This is a genomic window from Burkholderia sp. 22PA0099, from assembly GCF_047497165.1.
Lineage (GTDB): Bacteria > Pseudomonadota > Gammaproteobacteria > Burkholderiales > Burkholderiaceae > Burkholderia.
Genome location: NZ_CP163165.1, coordinates 3,335,349 through 3,353,630, shown reverse-complemented (window position 1 = coordinate 3,353,630; position 18,282 = coordinate 3,335,349). Strand labels below are relative to the sequence as shown.

The following is an 18,282-nucleotide window of genomic DNA, read 5'->3' as shown; positions in this document are numbered from 1 at the left end:
TGAAATCTCCTGCTTTCGCCGCTACGCTTTTTCGGGGGGATGTCAACTCCTGACCTCCTTTCAACTAGGCGCTTGGTTAGTGGAAAGGAGGTCGGTGCCGATAAATTTTCGAAAATTACGTCAATTTTCTACAGTAACTGAACTTGGAGTACCAATGCCAACGTTTACCGTCCCAGAATGACCAAGATAAGGTGCAATTCGAATTACACAGTAACCTGTCACTGTTGGATGAAAATCAGATTGATAATTCTCTCCTGGTAAAATAGTTTCCTGATCCCAAAGACTTCCGTCTGCGCGATACACATAAAGTTTTAAACTGTCTAAGTGCGAGTTTGAATCTAAATTAAGTATAAAATCCGTCCCGGAATAGACATTGAACGTCGAGATAAAATTTTGCCCAACCTCAGTTGACACAAGGCTCATTGGCGGATTGCCCAGCACGAGCGGAAAAGGCTTGTCGACGGTCAGATCGAAATTGAACGAACTGCCCGCCCCATCCGAGCGAACTAATAATGAATAGACTCCATCTTTCGGTAAAGCCGGAATAATAAAACCTGAATCAGAATTCGTGTTATTACTCCATACCGTAGATCCGTCCGAACCAGTCAGCGTCAAATTAATTGAGCGTCCATTAGGCATGGTCGAAAAATTTGATAGCCCGACGCCAAGCGACTGCCCCTGAGTTCCACTGAACGTATAAACATGATCATGGCCGGGGGACAGGTTCACTGAAAAAGCACCTCCCCCTGGGGTTATTGTCGAAGTTGTCTTTTGTGCTACACCAACCGTCACACTTCCAGAATTACCCACAGTTGGAACGAGGCGGACATGGTAGCTGCCAGTTGCCGGCGCATTAGGTAAGTCAATCTCGAAGTCTAGCCACGAGTTACTGACAACTGTCTGCATCCATAAACTATTATTAGGGTTGTACACATAAACTGCGAATGAATCCTGGCGAGTGTTTCCTGCCAGAGCCAAGGTGTAATGTTGGCCAGCCTGCCCAGAAAAATCATACGTTGCATTTTGTCCAACAGTTGTCGACGTAAATGTTGGTGAAGTGGAGTTAACCCCTATATCTCCTGATTGGTCTATTGGTAGCTGCAAGTTAAATGCAGCTGAAGATGATTGTGGAGTGGCGGACAGCGTGTACATCCCAGTCACTGGGAGATACGGCATCGCAAATGAGGCTGTCGTATCCGAAGTATCAATCGTCCATAATTGCGTGCCATCTGGTCCGGACAACGTCAAATTGATCCGCGAATTCCCCGGATTTGTCACCAGATTCGTCAATCCCAACCCCAGCGCGTCGCCAACATTGCCACTAAATGAATAAATAGCCTGTTGACCCGCTGCAAGATTAATAGGCACACTCGATCCGCCTGGGATTAGCACGCCAGGAATCGCGTGCGATACTCCGACTGAAATTCCAGTTGGAGTTCCCGCAAGTGGGACCATTCGTACAATGTACGACCCATCTACTGGCAGATCTTTTAATTCTATCTTGCTCGTCGTAAAACCTTGATAGAGATATTGTTGCGTCAAAAGTGCGCCATCTGGTTTGTACACGGAGACGCTTGTATAGTCGTTTCCGGAAAAAGAGATCGTATAATTTTGACCTGCATTGCCAGAAAACGAGTAGGAGGCATCTTGGCCTGCTACGGTGGGAGCAAACTTCAACGCCGCCCCATTGACCTGAAGCGTCGCAGTAATATCCGGCGTCAAATAGAATCCAAACGTGCCCGATGTACTCCCGATATTGAATGTGAGTACATATGTGTCATCTTTGGGTAACGCGGGAATTGCAAATGCTCGGTCGGATAGTGTGTTATACGCCCAAACTTGAACTCCGTTCGAATTCGTGAGCGACAAATTGAAATACGAATTGGAGGGTAGTGATGCATTCACTAGACCAATTCCAAACATCTGATTTTTGGCGCCGGCGAAGCTGTAGCTGACAGGTTGACCAGGCTGTAAAGAAACGTCGTGCTCTACATTCCCAGGCGTGATTGTACCTGCGGCGATTGTCTGCAATTGCGACACCGAGATGCTTCCGGTCGCAGCCGTGTCGGGGACAAATCGTACTGAGTAGGTGCCGGTGACAGGCACTACGGGAAGCGTGATATACGCAGGGAACGTTGACGAATTTGCTGGATTGATTTGTGACAAATAGTCCTGCCATAAAGTCCCGTCGGGAAGATAAATATATAGGCTCATCGAACCAGAAAACGTATCTGCTGGCACCCCAATAGTATAAGTTTTCCCGGCCGCGACTGTCATTTGTGCTAATGCGTATTGTCCTACGATATTTGAATTGAAAATCGTAGGTGACGCATTTAACGTAACACTTGCCACTTGATCCGGTGACATCGTCAAATTGAAGTTGGCCTCTGCCGATCCGCCGACGATAGACACAGTGTAAATGTCGGTCGTAGGCAGCCTAGGTAGCGCATAACCGGTCGTGGCCGAAACAGGAAATGAGGCTAGAGTCGTTCCACTCGAATTGGCTACGACTACGTTGACACCAGCGCCGCTAAAATTGCTGAACCCGAGTCCGACATATTCACCACGTGTTCCAGAGAAAGTATAAGAGGTGGTCTGCCCGTTCGTGATGTCCACATTCACCGGTGCTCCGACGGCAAGTGCTCCTGCTGTACTACCTCCGATAGGAGACGTGCCGACATTCGATAGTGAAATTGACATGCTATCGACCTGTGTTTCCCAGGCGGTAGGCGTTAAACGAATTGAATAATTGCCGTTTGTGATCGCCGGGGTCAGAGAAACTTGTGAATTTACTCCCTCTAAAATTGTCCCGGAGCTATTCAATGTGCCGTCCGGATTGTAGAGATATGCTCCAGTCGCGCCAATCGCCGTGACGGCCGAAAAGCTAACGACATAATTTTGCCCCCGCTGGGTAGGCCATTGATAGGACGCGCTCTGCCCCACCTTGCCAGTTGTGAAAACGGATGGAACAGAGCCTGGGCTCAGTGTTCCGATCTGATCCGAGACAAGTGCGAGGTGGAAATTCGCTGCATTGGCTCCAGCGCTAACGATTAACGAATAGGTGTCGTCAGCGGGAAGGGCAGGCAAAGCACATCCTGCCGCGTTCATTCTGCTCGCTTCGGATATCGTGACGGTGCATCGATCTATCACTGTTCCGCTTGAATCAGCAAGATTAAGTGAAAGAGGCTGTCCCGATGGCACTGTCGAGAAGTCGGTAAGACCGACCCCGAGGAGCTGGCCCATCGAACCGGAGAAATTCAGCGTAGTTGTCTGACCCGCTGCGAGGTTTCCAGCGATCGGCGCGTCGTCGATTGTCAAATTGCTAGCGATGTTTTTCGTCACGCCAACCACTAACGTTCCTGCCACCGTCCCGCTTGGAACGACGCGAACAGTGTAGGTGCCGCCAATTGGCGCGTTCGGGAGACTGAACTGCGTCGCAGTACTGCTCGTATATAGTGTCGTCTGCAACCACTGTACGCCGTCGGGACGCATCACGTAGACGTTGACCGGTTGTGGAAAGCTATTGCTGAGGAAGGAAAGCGAGTAACCCTGACCAGCAACTCCGTCGAAAGTATAGGACGCATTCACGCCAACTGTGGAGGGCGCAAATGTGACTGCAGATCCATCCAACGACAGCAGCGTCGCTAGATCGCTCGTCAGGTGAAGATTGAATTTCGAAGATGCCGCACCCGGATTGATCGATAGCGTATAAGTGTCGTCAACTGGCAACATTGGCAAAGCGAAACTACTGTTGCCTGTGACAGTCGCTGACCAAATCTGCGTCATACTGGAATTTAGCAACGACAAGATAACGGACTGCCCAACCGGAGCGGAGCTAAATGAGTCAATACCAATCCCCAAGTCGGTACCTTGCTTGCCGTTGAACGAGAGTCCAGTACTTTGTCCCGTTGCGAGATCGACTGACGCAGGTGCGCCGCCAGGCACCAATGTCCCCGCTGATACAAACTGGCTTAGCGTGACCTGCAGGGCTCCGCCGCCCAGTGTGGCAGGTATGATACGAACTCGATATGAACCACCTCCCAATGTCCCGAAGTTAATTTGTGCAGGAACCGTAGCGGGCGTGACTGTCGTACTTGAAATAACTGAGCCAGTCGGACCATAAACCGTGATATTAGTATTTCCAGAGATGCTGTCTTGGCCAAGCGACAACCCCAGATCATTCTCATGATCTGTTGCAACGAATGTATAGCTGATTGCAGGTGTTCCTGCGGTTGCATTAAAAGAATCTGTCAGATTTGGTGAAAGTGTGCCACCTGATACATCTGGGATAACTTGTACCGATGTGCTGGATGCACCCACTGTAGCTGAAAATGTCAGTGTGTACGTTCCGTCGATAGGAAGTGTGGGTAGCGCGCAGAGCAACGACGAGCCGGACGTATTGCAAGTAGTCAAAGTAACGCCATCGGGCGTCGCAACTGTGGCCGTGACGGTTCCCCCTGGAGTGAGTCCACTGATACTAAGTGACAATCCATCCCCAGCCTTACCCGAGAACGTCAACGTTGTCGACGCTCCAGGTGAAATGGAAGCAGAGACAGCGGGGTTGCCGACCGCGAGCAATGAACCGATCATAAAATTGCCCTGACTGGTCGCAGTGCCCACCGCATCACTCACTGATATTTGTCCAGTGACAGCTGCATCGGGAACAATAACAATAAGCTGATTCGTGCTTGCGGACACAATCTGCGCTGCAGCACCTCCAATTGTCACGGTGTCGTTGGCAGTCGTCGCATCAAATCCGACTCCCGAAATCGTGACTTGCGTACCAGTGGGTCCGCCAGATGGTGAAAAAGAGGTGATCGAAATGGAGCCTGTTGAAAGCGGCTGGACAGCGAGCAAGTTTCCAGCAGGATCATATTGATATTGGACTGCAGTACCGTCCGATGAAGTAGCCTGGATCAATCTTCCAGAAAGATCATAGGCAAATTGAACGGCCGCTTGGCTTGGGAAAGGCAGGATCCCGGCAGCAAACAAAGCGAGTCCAATCGCTGAGCGACTTACTAGAGGAGCACATGCTACAGAGAGCAATTCGTTGGCCACTTTACAAACTCGCTCTTTGCGTAATTGACGCGTGAGCGACTTCCCCGTCGATACGAATCGCATCACAACCCCTTGTTATTAGTGACGCATATTATTTTGATGCCGTCACCTTTCAGTCCATCAGGGCGGCGTTATTTTAATACATCAACAGCTACGCGAACTGTATAGGCCTACCTTCACGCAAGCCAAACGGTAAGCGAATTTAGTTTTCAACTCGACCTGATTTAGAACTGCTAACACAATTGGGCACGCGGCCCACAGGGCTTGTCGCCACGAAAACAGGACGCAAAGTAGTCGTGGCGTGGAAAGAACGCACGCAAGCACGTGGCTTTGGCAGTTGCTTGACACGTCGACGACGACTTCATGACTGTCAGCCGCTGATGCGTAGGACACACCGCACGTGGCGACGCTGTGTCGGTTACGCGAGCACGATGGGTGCACGAGTATCGATGATACGAACGTGGCATACCTCTCGCCCGTCAAGGCCTTGAATTTTCCAGAAACTTCCAATTTTCTCAGTCTGGACTTTTGCCGTAAGGTCCAAGAGTTCATATGGATCGAGGTTGTTCACGGTTGTTTTGGTGGGCAGACATCTTCTCGACCAGAACAATGACTAGCGCCGCTAGCAAAATTCCCCCGATGACATCGCTGAGATAGTGGCCGCCCTGTGTTGGTGTCGAGGCAAGCATCAGAACGTTGAGAGCTGTGCCAACATTGGAAAACAAAGCCGCCTGCCGCAGCGCATAAGCGAAAAGGATGGCAAACGTTGCGTGCAGCGACGGCATCGATACTAATCCTTGCGAGATACTAAGATCAATCACGCGGAGCGTTCCCTCTCTAAGAGGAAGAAACGTGGACACGGTATTTAATGTCTCTGGATCTGTAACATGAAAATGCAAAAAAGCACTTGCCGCTGGAAAGAATGCAGCAATCGCGATGCAAGTCAGTATTGCAAGCATAAGTCGGGCGATGTGTTTAATTAATTCAATTTTGTGTCCGGTGATTCCGAGAGCCACTGGGACAACGATCATCTGCGCCAGTCCGCTGATATAGGCTAAATGAAGGACAAGAAGCAAAAACGGATGGCCTTGAACCCATTGATAGCAAGCGAGCCAGTCGTAACCTCCAGCCTGGTCGATCCACGCCAACTGATCATCGATCAACGGTGCAGCAATTGCGACTGAAAGGCTGGACAGGATGCTTGTTGCGGTGCAAAAAGCAGCGAGAGCAATCATCCATTGACCGGTGAACGACAAGTCTCGCAGACGGGTCAGCCAGACTGAATTCTCATTGGTATCGGATCGGGATCGATACTTGATCCATTGATTGACAAATATTATTGCGGCTATGGAGATGGATGTTTTCAACTTGGGGCCAATAATGAGCTGAAAGCTCCACTCCCTCAGCCAAAGAAAATCGACGAGAGTGATGAAAATGATTGTTGCCCAAGCTATCTGGAGTGCCGATATTTTATCGGGGAATGAATTTTTTATGACGATGGCCGGTGTTTTCAAAATTTTCTCTCTTGAGCCGATGAAAGAAGCTCGTATTATTTTGATCGATGCGTTTGTTTTGTTGGAAATGTACCATCTTTGAGAAACGTAGCGTTGAAAAATTTTAACTACTTTGGATTGAGTCCTTGTGATGCAGATACCCCTCTCGATATGTAATTTGAGGATCGGCGAGAAAGCGGTCAACTTGAGGAGTTTGGTTGTGAAAATTAATTGAAAGAATATTGAATTATATTTGTAATAACAATATGAGAAGTACTCGCCTGACTTTCATGTCGGAAAAATCTTACGTGCTTAAAAACAACGTCGTCGATTTGTGTAATTGAAGGTTTGTGAGCCTCTGATACACTCCGCCAACGCTGTCAGGTAGGCTTCGACAGCGGAACACTATTAAGAAAATTGGCCGCCACGATAAGAGTGCAGTTGAGGCTCAGTGGATTCGGGGGAAGTAGTCATGATTCGGCGCAAGGCACGAGGATTCACTCTGCTTGAGTTGTTAGTCGTCATGGTCATCATTGGCCTATTGGCGGCTTATGTAGGACCGCGGTATTTCGCTCAGCTTGGAAAATCGGAGCGGAAGGTTGCGGCAGCACAGATCACTTCTTTTGCTAAAGCACTTGATCAGTACCGTCTTGATACTGGTCACTATCCCAGCACTGAGCAAGGACTTGCCTCGCTCACGTCTAAACCTGCCGACGAATCCAGTTGGTCCGGGCCGTATCTTGAACGAGCCGTACCTGCTGATCCTTGGGGGCATCCATACGTTTATCGGCTACCCGGCTCCAGTGGCGCCGAATACGACCTAATTTCCTACGGGAAGACGGGGCAGCCCGGTGGATCTGGCGAAAACGCTGAAATCCGGCGCTAACGCGAGCCACATCCATGAAAATCAATGTGCAGGTCTCCGGAGCAGGAGGCAGGCCAGAGACAATCACGTTCGATGCGGATAGTGAGGCCGAAGCGCTACGCACGGCTGCATCGCGCGGGTTGATGGTCGTTGCCATATCGTCCGAGATATCGCCGTCGCGTCCAGCAAAGCAGTCTGCCAAATTTAATCTTGTGCTTTTTAGTCAAGAATTGCTTGCACTGCTTGAGGCAGGCTTATCGCTCATCGAGGCGCTGCAGACTCTGGAGTCCAAAGAGCGCAGAGCGGGACCACGTTCCGTGCTTACCGATGTTTTGCATGAGTTGCGAGAAGGGAAAGGCTTTTCCGATGCGCTTGCGCAGCGTCCTGACACATTTCCCGACCTATATGTGGCCACAGTTCGCTCGTCTGAGCGCTCGGGCAATCTTGTCGACGCGCTATCGCGGTTTGTTGCCTATCGGATTCAATTCGATTTGTTGCGCAAAAAGTTGGTATCCGCATCGATCTATCCAGTCATGTTGATCGGTGTCGGCTTGACGGTCACGTTGTTCCTGCTCGGTTATGTGGTACCTCGGTTTGCAGCGGTGTATGAGGGGGCGGGGCGCGAGACGCCGATTGCGTCTCGGCTCCTGCTCGCATTCGGTATGCAGATCGATCAGCACTGGGGGCTGCTGGGTGTAATTGCGGCGAGCGCAGCGATGGCATGTGTACTTGCTCTCAGATCTGTGGCTACCCGCAGGATGCTGCTCGAAATGCTGCTCTCCTTGCCTTTCGTGGCGCCTCGTGCCGTCGAGTTTCGACTCGCTCGTTTTTATCGAACAACCGCGCTGCTGCTGGCGGCGGGCATCCCGCTCACTAAGGCACTGTCGATGGGCGCGGGCCTCTTTCCGCCCCAACAGCGCGCGGCACTCGAGCGCGCACGCAGGGCGGTTGAAGAGGGAAGCGACTTGACCTCGGCCTTGGAGCAGGAGTCGCTCGCGACTGCGATCGCTGCGAGTCTGTTGAGGGTAGGCGAACGGTCCGGTCGCCTCGACGACATGCTGGAGCGCGCCGCACGGTTCCATGACGACGAGATCGCTCGTTGGGTGGACTGGGCATCGCGGCTGCTGGAGCCGGTACTGATGAGTGCGATGGGACTCGTGATCGGCTCTGTCGTGGTTTTGCTCTACATGCCTATCTTCGATCTTGCGGGGTCGTTGCAATGAATGCGCCGCATGAGATATCGACGTTCGAATTTTCGCCAACGGCCCTCGAGGCTGCGCGAGCGGTGGCCCGTGCCGAGGCCAGGCCGTTGGTCGATGTGCTGGAAGCGCAGAGTGGACTGACAGCAGATGCGTTTTGCAGTGAGTTGGCTAATGTGTTTGGTTATCCGCGTTTCTCGATGGCGGATCTCGACCGACTGACGCCTGATTTCGACGAACTCCCTTTCGCGGAGGCAGCGTCCCGAGGCATTCTCGCGTTGCGTGATCCTTCAGATCTTGTGCGTGCCTTGTTCATCGTGTTCGGAGATCCGTTCGGGATCGAACTCGAAGCCTGGATACATGTGCGGTTCCACGGTCAGGCCAAACTCGTCTTGGCGCACCGAGCGGACATCGCGGCATATCTCACCCGGCTCGAAGGCGGTATGCGAGCGATGGATGCGATTGCCGAAGAGCACAGCGCAAACGAATCCGCAGACTTCGTGGAAGATCTTTCGCTGGTGCGAATCAGTGAGGATGCGAGCACCGTCGTTCGGTTGGTAAATTCGACGCTGTACGACGCACTCAAGGTAGGGGCTAGCGACGTACATATTGAGCGCGAGGCGGATGGCCTGGTCGTCAAGTACCGTGTCGATGGTGTTCTCGTACCGATTACCACGGTGAGAGGCGCTGAAACGGCAGAGCGCACGATTTCCCGGATCAAGGTACTAGCGGAGCTCGATATTGCCGAGCGCCGCATTCCTCAAGATGGTCGGTTCAGGCTGCGTATGCAGGGACGGGATGTGGATTTCCGTGTATCGATCATGCCAAATATCTTTGGCGAAGATGCAGTGCTGCGTCTTCTGGATCGACGGACCCTGACGGAGGCGAGCCAGCAACTGACCTTGAATCATCTGGGTATCGACATATCGACCCAAGAGACAATTCGCGGACTTTCCGCACGGCCACATGGAATGCTTCTGGTCACGGGACCGACCGGTAGCGGCAAGACCACGACCCTCTACGGGGCGATTACCGAGATCAACACGGGTCGCGACAAGATCATCACCATTGAGGACCCGGTCGAGTACAGGCTACCGCAGATCCTTCAGATTCCAGTCAACGAGAAGAAAGGCCTGACATTCGCACTCGGCTTGCGTTCGATCCTGCGCCACGATCCGGACAAGATCATGGTTGGCGAGATTCGTGACGGGGAAACAGCGCAGATCGCGGTGCAGGCTGCCCTGACTGGCCACCTCGTGCTTACCACGGTGCACGCAAATAACGTATTCGACGTGCTCGGGCGGTTTCTTTACATGGGGGTCGATCCATATAGTTTTTCGGCAGCGTTGAACGGCATTGTTGCTCAGCGGCTGCTCCGGATTAGTTGCCCCCGATGTGTGGCGCCATCTGAAGTTGACGATGGTTCGCTTGCACGACTTGGTCTTGATCGACGCGCGATTACTGGTTGGCGCCTGATGGCGGGACGGGGTTGCGGGTACTGTCGCGGAACGGGATACAAAGGGCGGAAGGCTGTTGCTGAAGTGCTTTTAGTTGACGATATCGTTCGCGGATTGATTGCTACCAAAGCACCGATTACCGAACTCAAAGCTGCTGCAGCAACGAGCGGAATGCGTCCGATACGCGAGATTGCGCTCGAACTCGTTGCGGCAGGTGAAACCACGATCGACGAGGTGCTTCGTGTGGTTTCGTAGCGAGCGAATCGAGGTAGGGTTGTCGGATCGCGGCTTCAAGTTATACGCGAACGGAACCTCACATCACGAGACTCATCACGCAAGCTGGCGAGAGGCACTCGCTTCGCTAGAGATGTGCATCACGAGTACGTTCAGTAGAAGTACGCGCCGCTGGATGCCGAGCCTCACGCTAACCGTTAGCCTGTCGCTCTCGCTCTGCCATTTCTTTCGCCTTCCGTGGACCGATGCAATGGTGTCGCGGAAGCGCGGCGTGGCCATTGCCGCTGATTATTTTGGTCTGCACTTTACGTCGGGATCATCGGCGAGTGCCGTGACGGATGCTTATACGTTTGTGGTCGAGGATGCACCACCTGGGCGGCCCCGCCTTGTGTTCGCAATGGACCGCGCGCTCCAGACCGAGATTGCAGCGATGTCGGCACGGATGGGCGCACGTTTGACGAGTCTGACGCCATGGATCGTATTGGCAGTGAATCAGCATAGCCAGTTGCTACCTGAGCACGGATGGCTCGGCGTGGTTGAAACGGGGCGGGTTGGGCTTGTGTTGTTCGAAGACAAGCTTGTCGCCGACCTCGCAACGGTCTCTCGCTTCATGCCGACCGAATCAAACCAGTCGATCGGGAAAACGACCGAAGAGGAATGGCGAAGTACGCTTATCGCGATGGAGCGTCGTACCCGGCTCAGGCGAGCATGTCCTGCCGGACTTCCAATGGCCGTACTTGACCTGAGCTCATACCAATCGGAGATATGTTCTGCCGACGTGACGACCACTGTTCTCTCACATTGTTCTGAACCAGCGGCATTGCTGGCTCCTGTCGATGCAGCGGACATGATGCCTCGTGTATCGCTGGCGATGGAAGGTGGCATATGAGCGTGCGGTCTCTCAAGTTGGACGCGAGCACAGGGGGCCGTCTATCCGTGGCGCCCGCACTATTTATGCTGGGTGCTGGTGTGGCGGCGAGTTTGGCTTTGGTCTGGGCTGGTTTTAAATTTCAAGACAATCGTGCATTGGCCGGAAAATTGGATGAATTGAACGCTGCGCATGCCGCAGCGTCGTGGCGGCCCGCGCCGTTGACAGCACTGGAAACAAAGCAAATCCTCGCGTTGAATCTCTACATCGACGGTCTCAATTTGCCGTGGGATCGTGTCTTTCAAACGATTAAGCCGCTTAAGGAGTCGGGCGTCTATTTGCTTGATCTCGATGCGGAGCCGTCGACGGGAAAGCTGCGGATCGGTGCAGTAACAGACGATGCGACCGCCATCGCCGGATATGTGAGCCAGTTGTCCTCCCAGCGACAAATCGCGGACGTCTATTTGGTGGCACACGAATCGCAAAAGGACGGCAGCATCCAGTTCGAAGTGGAGGCGAGATGGCTTCCGTGAGTCGTGATGTGCTTCCGGATCTGAGAAATGGAATCGTCAAGTTAGGTAGGCAGAGCCGGCGGATCCTTGCTTGGATCGGTTATGTACAGCGCCGCTTGGGACTCGCGCTGACATTATCGGTATTTTTGTCGGCAATTTGCGCAGCCGCGATCGCTGAAGCGATGCTTCTTCGACATGGAAATACGGAGCTGGTTGCGGACATTCATCATGCAGTGCGAGCCAATTCCGCTTCGGCGCCGCCGAGCCATCCGCAGTCGGCCAGTGCTGACTTACAGACGTTTGTGCGTCAGCTTCCAGCTCAAAGTGAACTTCCGTTGGAGGTGGAGCGGCTATTCGCGCTCGCCCAAAAAAACGGACTGAGGCTAGAGCGTGGTGACTACCAACCGACTGCCGACACGTCAGCGAAGATTTTCAAATATGCGATCAACCTGCCGGTGAAAGGTCCGGCATCGTCGGTCGTGTCGTTTGTACTCCAGGCGTTGAACGAAGCGCCAACACTCGGGTTGCAAGGCATATCCTTCAAGCGCGACGAAACTGGACAAGGCCGCGTGGATCAACCGTCGGCGATCCCACTGCCGTCCGTTCCCTTCGACACCTCGATCGGGAAAGTCGCGTCCCCCCCAATGGCTCGACAAATTTCCGCGCGCAGGCGTCCGATGACGTTGCTCCTCCGCTGCCGTTACCTCTGCCGTCGGCCTACGTAGCGGCGCCGGCAGTCGGGAGCGCGCTGGAGGCGCGTGTTCGCTTCGTGTATTTGGTGCGACCGTGACGAAGCCAAAAATTTCCATTCGTCATTGGATTCTCGCGCTGGGACTCGTCGGTGCGGTCGCGGCGGCGATCCACGTATCGTCTTCCGATGATGGCGTCGATGATGTTGTTGGCGCTGCGGCGAATCATGTCAGAAATCCGCAGGTCGATCCGATATCAGTGACGCCGACGACGAGCGGGGCGAGCGTCGAGTCGGATATACGAAAAAACGCAAATCGTTCGAGCGGTGAGGTGCGACTGGTGGTGCTGCAAACGCGCCATTTTGAGACGAATGCAAGCACGTTGTTCGCTGGCCCGGAACCCGCTAAGCCCATCAATCAAACAGCTCCGAAGCCGGTTGCTCCGCCTCTGCCGTTCAAGATGCTGGGCCGGTTGACTGACGGAAGCGGCATTGCCGTCCTGCTTGCAGCAAACGGCGCGGATGAGACGCTGGCGCACGAGGGCGATACCGTTAATGGAAGCTACCGCCTCGATTCGATCAAGACGAACGCACTGATTTTCACTTATCTGCCGACACAAACCAGGCAGACCTTGGCCCTCGATGCAGGTCCCGACGGCACGTCAAACGAACAACAGGGTATTAATCCGTGATCCGGAAATTTGGGGCTCTTGTCACGAGCGAGCATGTGCGCCTGCGCGCGTTGCCTGGTCATTTAATCACGCTGTGTTTTGTCGTGCTGGCCGGTTGTACGACCCCATCGAATTCCTATCTCGAGGGCACACGGCTCGCGGCGCAAGGACATTATCCCGAAGCATTGGCCAAGCTCAGAACCGCGGTAGACGCGCATCCCGACAACATCGAAATGCGTGCCGCGCTCAACAATACCAAGCAAGCAGCTGTGGAGCATGAGCTTCAGGCTGGCGACCGCTCGAGATCTGCTCAAGATCCAGGTCAGGCGGAACGTCATTATCGTGCTGTGCTGGATATCGATCCGGGCAATGCGGTTGCCACCGCCGACATCGCGATGCTCAAGAATCAATCGAGAGAATCCGGCAGCCTCGCCGATGCCAGTAAGCTCCTGACGGATGGAGATATCGACGGCGCGGATGAGATCGTGCGCGGCGTCTTGGCCGAAAATCCAGACAACCCGCAGGCGCAAAAGATTGTGGGCGATATCGCCGTCAGCCGGGCTGGAAAGCCGAGCGCCGGCAAGCGTTTGGCGGCGGCGTTCCGCAAGCCGATCTCGCTTGAGTTCCACGATGCCAGCCTTCAAAGCGTGTTCGGCATGGTGTCGAAAGTGTCCGGCGTCAATTTCTTCTTCGACAAGGACGTCAAAACCGACACTAAGGTGAATGTGTCTGCGTCTCGCACCACCGTCGAAGATGCCGTTCACCTCATTCTCGTGACCAACCAGCTCGGCGAGAAAATTCTCAACGACAACAGTGTATTGGTCTATCCCAATACTCCACAGAAGCAGAAGGACTATCAGACGCTCATCGTACGTAACTTTTTCCTGGCGAATGCCGAAGCCAAACAGGTTGCAGCGACGCTGAAGGCGATCCTCAAGTTGAAGGACATGGACGTCAACGAAAAGCTCAATCTCATCGTGGTACGGGACACACCGGAAGCCGTTCGCTTGGCCGAGAAACTGATTGCGGTCTCCGATGTGGGTGAGCCAGAGGTGATGCTCGAAGTCGAAGTGATGGAAATTCAGCGCTCAAGGCTGTTAGATCTCGGCATCCAATGGCCGAATCAGATCAGTTTGCAGGCGGCGCAATCCCAGTCGCAAACGGGAAACACCGGTACTACGAATACATCGAATTCTTCCACGTCAACATCATCGCTGACGTTGCAGCAGCTCACACACCTGAATTCCGGCAGCATCACGGCAACCATATCGCCGATGACGTTCAATGCGAACCAACAGGACACCGATGCGGATGTGCTCGCCAACCCTAGAATTCGTGTGAAGAACAAGGAAAAGGCGAAGATCATGATCGGTGATCGCGTGCCCGTAGTGACTACGACGTCCACGGCAACTGGGTTCGTGTCGGACAGCGTCAATTACGTTGATGTAGGTCTGAAGCTCGAGGTGCAGCCGACCATCTATCTCGATCACGAAATCGGCATAGATTTGTCGCTTGAGGTGAGTTCCATCGACAGCCAGATCACGGAGCAAAGCGGAACTGTCGTCTACCAGATCGGAACCCGTAACGCATCCACGGTGCTCCAGTTACGCGACGGGGAGACGCAAATTCTCGGCGGCCTGATACAGGACCAGGATTCACGGGCCGCCAATAAGGTTCCTGGTCTGGGTAACTTTCCGGTGCTCGGTAAGCTGTTCAGCAATCAAAACAACAACAATCAAAAGACGGAAATCGTCCTTGCGATTACGCCGCATCTGGTGCGGACCCTGCATCGTCCAGCATTCAGCGCTGCAGAGTTCGAGTCGGGGACAGAGACCGACCTCGGCGGCCGAGGCCTAGCAATCAGTAACGTGGAATCAGCGGCGCCCAAGGCTGTGCAACCGGTGTCCGAGAAGAAAAATTCGGATTCTCGTCCGGCCGCGACGAATAGCGGTGCGGTCGGCAGCAGCGTGAATTCTGTCGGCGGTGGATTCGGTAGCGCCGCTTCCGCAGGTGTTGCAGGGAGTGCCTTGTCGACGGGTACGACCGCTAGCGACGCGGCTGCGAACGACGGCGTCGCCCAGGACGATGCATCCAACGGGCAGATGTTGCTTGGCTGGACAGGACCTCGACAGGTGTCGGTGGGGCAGCAGTTTAGTCTTACGCTTCAGGCGCAGTCCACGCAGCCGATCTCTAGCATGCCGATTTCGATCGGATTCAATCCCGCGCAATTTCAGGTGATGAACCTCACTGCAGGCGATTTCTTCAGTCAGGCCGGCGGCCAGGCAGCGTCGAGCAGCAAGGTCGGAAACGGTCAAATCAACCTGCAACTGCAATCACCGTCCGGGCCGGTATCTGGCACGGGTAGCCTGTTGACGTTGGTGCTGAAAGCTATCGCACCAGCGCCGCAAGCGCAGATCATTGTGCAATCAGCGACGCCGCAGCCGGCGGTTGCTACGTCGGCGCTGCCGGTGCAGTCAATCACCATCGTCGGTGGGCAGAGCAAATGAAGCTCGAGATGCTGTTGAAACGTCGAATGATGAGTCCGTTTCGTTCGCGTAAGACGAGTTTCTGCTCACATACCGGAAGACGTAGTGCTGGCTTTACGTATGTAGAGTTGATGATCACGCTTGGCATCATGGGTGTGCTTGCATCGGTCGCAATTCCGTCCGCCAAAGCGATGATGGCCCGAGAGCGCGAGCACGAGCTGCGGATCAATCTGGTGGAGATTCGTGAAGCGATCGATGCATATAAGCGGGCCGCAGACCAAGGGCGTATCGAGTTGAAGCTTGGCGACTCGGGATACCCACACAGGCTGTCCGATCTGGTGGAAGGCGTTAAAGACAGACAGAGTCTCGATGGGAAGATGCTTTATTTCCTGCGTCGAATTCCTCGAGATCCAATGGACGCGACTGCCAACGATGCGGAGAGCAGTTGGGGCAAGCGTGCCTACAAGAGTCCACCCGAGGCACCTGAAGAAGGTGACGACGTGTATGACGTTTACTCTCGATCGAGTGGCGTTGGAATGAACAACGTCCCTTACCGCCAGTGGTGAGACATGTTAATGGGTGATACGAGCTTCAGAAGACGATCGAGCGTGCTACGGAAACGTAGCCGTGGGTTCACGTTGATCGAGTTACTTGTGGTATTGGCGATCGTTGCGTTGTTGGCGAGCATCGCGTTGCCTCGCTATTTCAATAGTCTCGACCGTGCACGTGAGACGGTGATGAAGGAAGACCTGCGTGTGATGCGATCGTCGCTCGACAAGTTCTATCAGGACACCGGGCACTATCCAGCCACGCTCGACGAGCTCGTCCAGAAGCACTACCTCGCAGCTATACCACCGGACCCGATCACGCGTAGCGAAAGCACGTGGGTCACGGTCGCGTCTCCTGATGCGAATATCGAAGGGATATTCGACGTCAAGAGCGGTGCCGCTGGCGATACGAAAGACGGGCAATCATTCTCAGAGCTATGAAGCATTCGCGTGAACGACCAACGCGCGCGCAGGCTCTGCGACGCGAAGCGGGATTTACCTATCTTTGGGTGATGCTTCTCGTATTCGTCATGGGGCTTGGACTACTGACGGCGTCTACGCTCTACGGCATGTCGCTCAAGCGCGACAAGGAACGAGAGCTGCTTTTCATCGGACATCAGTTTAGAGACGCGATTCGTCGTTACGTGGTTGCGCATGGCCAGGCATATCCCGACTCGCTGGATAGCCTGGTGCGAGATCCGATGTTTCCAGGCATCAGACGTTTTCTGCGCAAGGTCTATGTGGACCCGATGACAGGGAAGGCTGAATGGGGTCTCGTTAAGGTCGGCGGGAAGATTGTTGGTGTTTATTCGCTCTCGCATGCCGCACCTTTCAAGGTTGACAACTTTGATCTTATCGATGCCGGCTTGAAGGATCGAACCGAATACCGTCAATGGGTGTTCACGTATCCGTGGAACCTTGTGATCCCTGATGACGGCAGTCCGGTCCGAGGACTTCAAACATCGAATATTGCGGGCGCTGCGGCGTCCGCAGCAAGTTCCGCATCGACTGCAAACAATGCGTTCGGAGCGATGCCGGCAAGCGCGTTGTCTTTCGGGCTAGGAAAATGACAGGTCGAGCCGATGCTTTCTGCGGCCTTCGCATTGGCGCAATTGGATTGTTGCTGCTGGTTTGTGTGATGTCGTTTCGGGCAGTCGCGGAGGATCGCCAGGTGAGGGATGACAGGGCGCTCGGACTGCCTCCGGCAGTGCTGAGTCGGCTCGCGTCACCTGTCGAAATCGCTACTGGCAGGCGGTTATTTTTTGATCAACGCTTGTCGAGGAACGGTACGGTCAGTTGCGCAACATGTCATGTGCCCGAGCGTGCGTTCAGCGACGGGCGTCCGCTGGCGATCGGTGTCGATGCTCAGATTGGGTCGCGCAAGACACCGAGCTTGTTGAATGTCGCATTGGAGACAAGCGAGTTTTGGGATGGGCGCCGCAAAACCCTAGAGCAGCAAGCGCTCGATCCGATTGTCAACCCTCGTGAGCATGGTCTTGGAGATCTGAATGCGTTGACCCGTTTAATAAGACACGATCCTGAATATAAGCGAGCATTCGAGCGTATTCTCGGTGTGAACCACAAACCCGATGCGACCGATGCTGCTCACGCATTAGCGAGCTTCGAGCGGACGTTGCTCGCCGGCGGGTCCAGATTCGATCGCTTTCAATACGGCGGCGATACGACTGCATTGACGGAAGCGGAGCAGCGGGGTTTGCAGCTATTTCAAGGGCGTGCGCAATGTGTCACGTGCCACACGATCGGTCATGACGGCGCCACGTTCAATGATGGTGAATTTCACACTTTGGGAATCGGGTTTTCAAAGATCGAGAGTGTGCTTGACCGAACCGCCCGTAAAGTCGTCGCCGCCGACCCCAACGAATTGGACAAGCTGATCATTAGCGATGCTGATGTCGCAGAGCTTGGTCGATTCAACGTAACGAAGGAGCCGGCAGATATCGGTAAATTCAAGACGCCAAGCTTGCGCAATGTCGCTCTTATCGCACCATACATGCACGATGGAAGCGTCAAAACCCTCGAAGATGCCGTTGAGATGGAAGTCTATTTTCGCGGTGCCGAGGCACAGCATCCGATGATTCTGACGCCGCTAGAGCGGGCCGATATCGTGGCATTTTTGCGGTCGCTCACGAGCCCCTACGCGACACGTTTTACCGCCAGATGAGGCAGGGTGTTTACAAAGTAC

14 protein-coding genes are annotated in these 18,282 nt (G+C 54.0%); 12 read left to right on the top strand and 2 right to left on the bottom strand.

Annotated features, from left to right (window positions below; genetic code table 11):
* Positions 1-120: 120 nt before the first annotated feature.
* Both AB4851_RS30235 and AB4851_RS30230 read right to left on the bottom strand, forming a co-directional pair.
* Positions 121-5,058 carry a beta strand repeat-containing protein gene (locus tag AB4851_RS30235; RefSeq protein WP_414450036.1) on the bottom strand — a complete coding sequence of 1,646 codons (4,938 nt, stop codon included), beginning with the start codon at positions 5,056-5,058 and terminating at the stop codon, positions 121-123.
* Positions 5,059-5,606: 548 nt separating this feature from the next.
* Positions 5,607-6,755, bottom strand: coding sequence for a phosphatase PAP2 family protein (locus AB4851_RS30230; RefSeq protein WP_414450035.1), 1,149 nt, complete (start codon positions 6,753-6,755; stop codon positions 5,607-5,609).
* 268 nt (positions 6,756-7,023) lie between these two features.
* On the opposite strand from AB4851_RS30230, the gene gspG reads away from it, so the two are divergent.
* The 12 genes from gspG (at position 7,024) to AB4851_RS30170 (ending at position 18,261) form a co-directional block, all read left to right on the top strand.
* Positions 7,024-7,437 carry a type II secretion system major pseudopilin GspG gene (gene gspG / locus AB4851_RS30225; RefSeq protein WP_414450034.1) on the top strand — a complete coding sequence of 138 codons (414 nt, stop codon included), beginning with the start codon at positions 7,024-7,026 and terminating at the stop codon, positions 7,435-7,437.
* A 14-nt stretch (positions 7,438-7,451) separates the two neighbouring features.
* On the top strand, positions 7,452-8,639 hold the full coding sequence (locus tag AB4851_RS30220; protein ID WP_414450033.1) for a type II secretion system F family protein: 1,188 nt from the start codon (positions 7,452-7,454) through the stop codon (positions 8,637-8,639).
* Entirely contained in the window at positions 8,636-10,327 is a 1,692-nt protein-coding gene (locus tag AB4851_RS30215) for a GspE/PulE family protein (protein WP_414450032.1), read from the top strand. The genes AB4851_RS30220 and AB4851_RS30215 overlap by 4 nt, the downstream gene beginning before the upstream one ends.
* A 154-nt stretch (positions 10,328-10,481) precedes the next feature.
* Positions 10,482-11,195: a hypothetical protein gene (locus tag AB4851_RS30210; protein ID WP_414450031.1), complete on the top strand. Its 714-nt coding sequence runs from the start codon at positions 10,482-10,484 to the stop codon at positions 11,193-11,195.
* A gap of 47 nt (positions 11,196-11,242) precedes the next feature.
* The gene (locus AB4851_RS30205; RefSeq protein ID WP_414450030.1) at positions 11,243-11,707 is read left to right on the top strand and encodes a hypothetical protein; all 465 of its coding nucleotides are present in this window, start codon (positions 11,243-11,245) and stop codon (positions 11,705-11,707) included.
* Positions 11,695-12,411 (top strand): hypothetical protein, encoded by a 717-nt coding sequence (locus tag AB4851_RS30200; protein WP_414450029.1) that lies wholly within the window; start codon positions 11,695-11,697, stop codon positions 12,409-12,411. The genes AB4851_RS30205 and AB4851_RS30200 overlap by 13 nt, the downstream gene beginning before the upstream one ends.
* Positions 12,412-12,472: 61 nt before the next feature.
* A complete protein-coding gene (locus tag AB4851_RS30195; protein ID WP_414450028.1) occupies positions 12,473-13,066 on the top strand; it encodes a hypothetical protein in 594 nt (197 codons plus the stop codon).
* Positions 13,063-15,552, top strand: coding sequence for a secretin N-terminal domain-containing protein (locus AB4851_RS30190; protein WP_414450027.1), 2,490 nt, complete (start codon positions 13,063-13,065; stop codon positions 15,550-15,552). Before AB4851_RS30195 ends, AB4851_RS30190 begins: the two co-directional genes overlap by 4 nt.
* Positions 15,549-16,097 carry a type II secretion system protein gene (locus AB4851_RS30185; protein ID WP_414450026.1) on the top strand — a complete coding sequence of 183 codons (549 nt, stop codon included), beginning with the start codon at positions 15,549-15,551 and terminating at the stop codon, positions 16,095-16,097. The genes AB4851_RS30190 and AB4851_RS30185 overlap by 4 nt, the downstream gene beginning before the upstream one ends.
* Positions 16,098-16,100: 3 nt before the next feature.
* The gene (locus AB4851_RS30180; RefSeq protein WP_414450025.1) at positions 16,101-16,520 is read left to right on the top strand and encodes a prepilin-type N-terminal cleavage/methylation domain-containing protein; all 420 of its coding nucleotides are present in this window, start codon (positions 16,101-16,103) and stop codon (positions 16,518-16,520) included.
* Entirely contained in the window at positions 16,517-17,149 is a 633-nt protein-coding gene (locus tag AB4851_RS30175) for a type II secretion system protein (RefSeq protein ID WP_414450024.1), read from the top strand. The genes AB4851_RS30180 and AB4851_RS30175 overlap by 4 nt, the downstream gene beginning before the upstream one ends.
* Positions 17,146-18,261 (top strand): cytochrome-c peroxidase, encoded by a 1,116-nt coding sequence (locus tag AB4851_RS30170; protein WP_414450023.1) that lies wholly within the window; start codon positions 17,146-17,148, stop codon positions 18,259-18,261. The genes AB4851_RS30175 and AB4851_RS30170 overlap by 4 nt, the downstream gene beginning before the upstream one ends.
* Positions 18,262-18,282 lie beyond the last annotated feature (21 nt).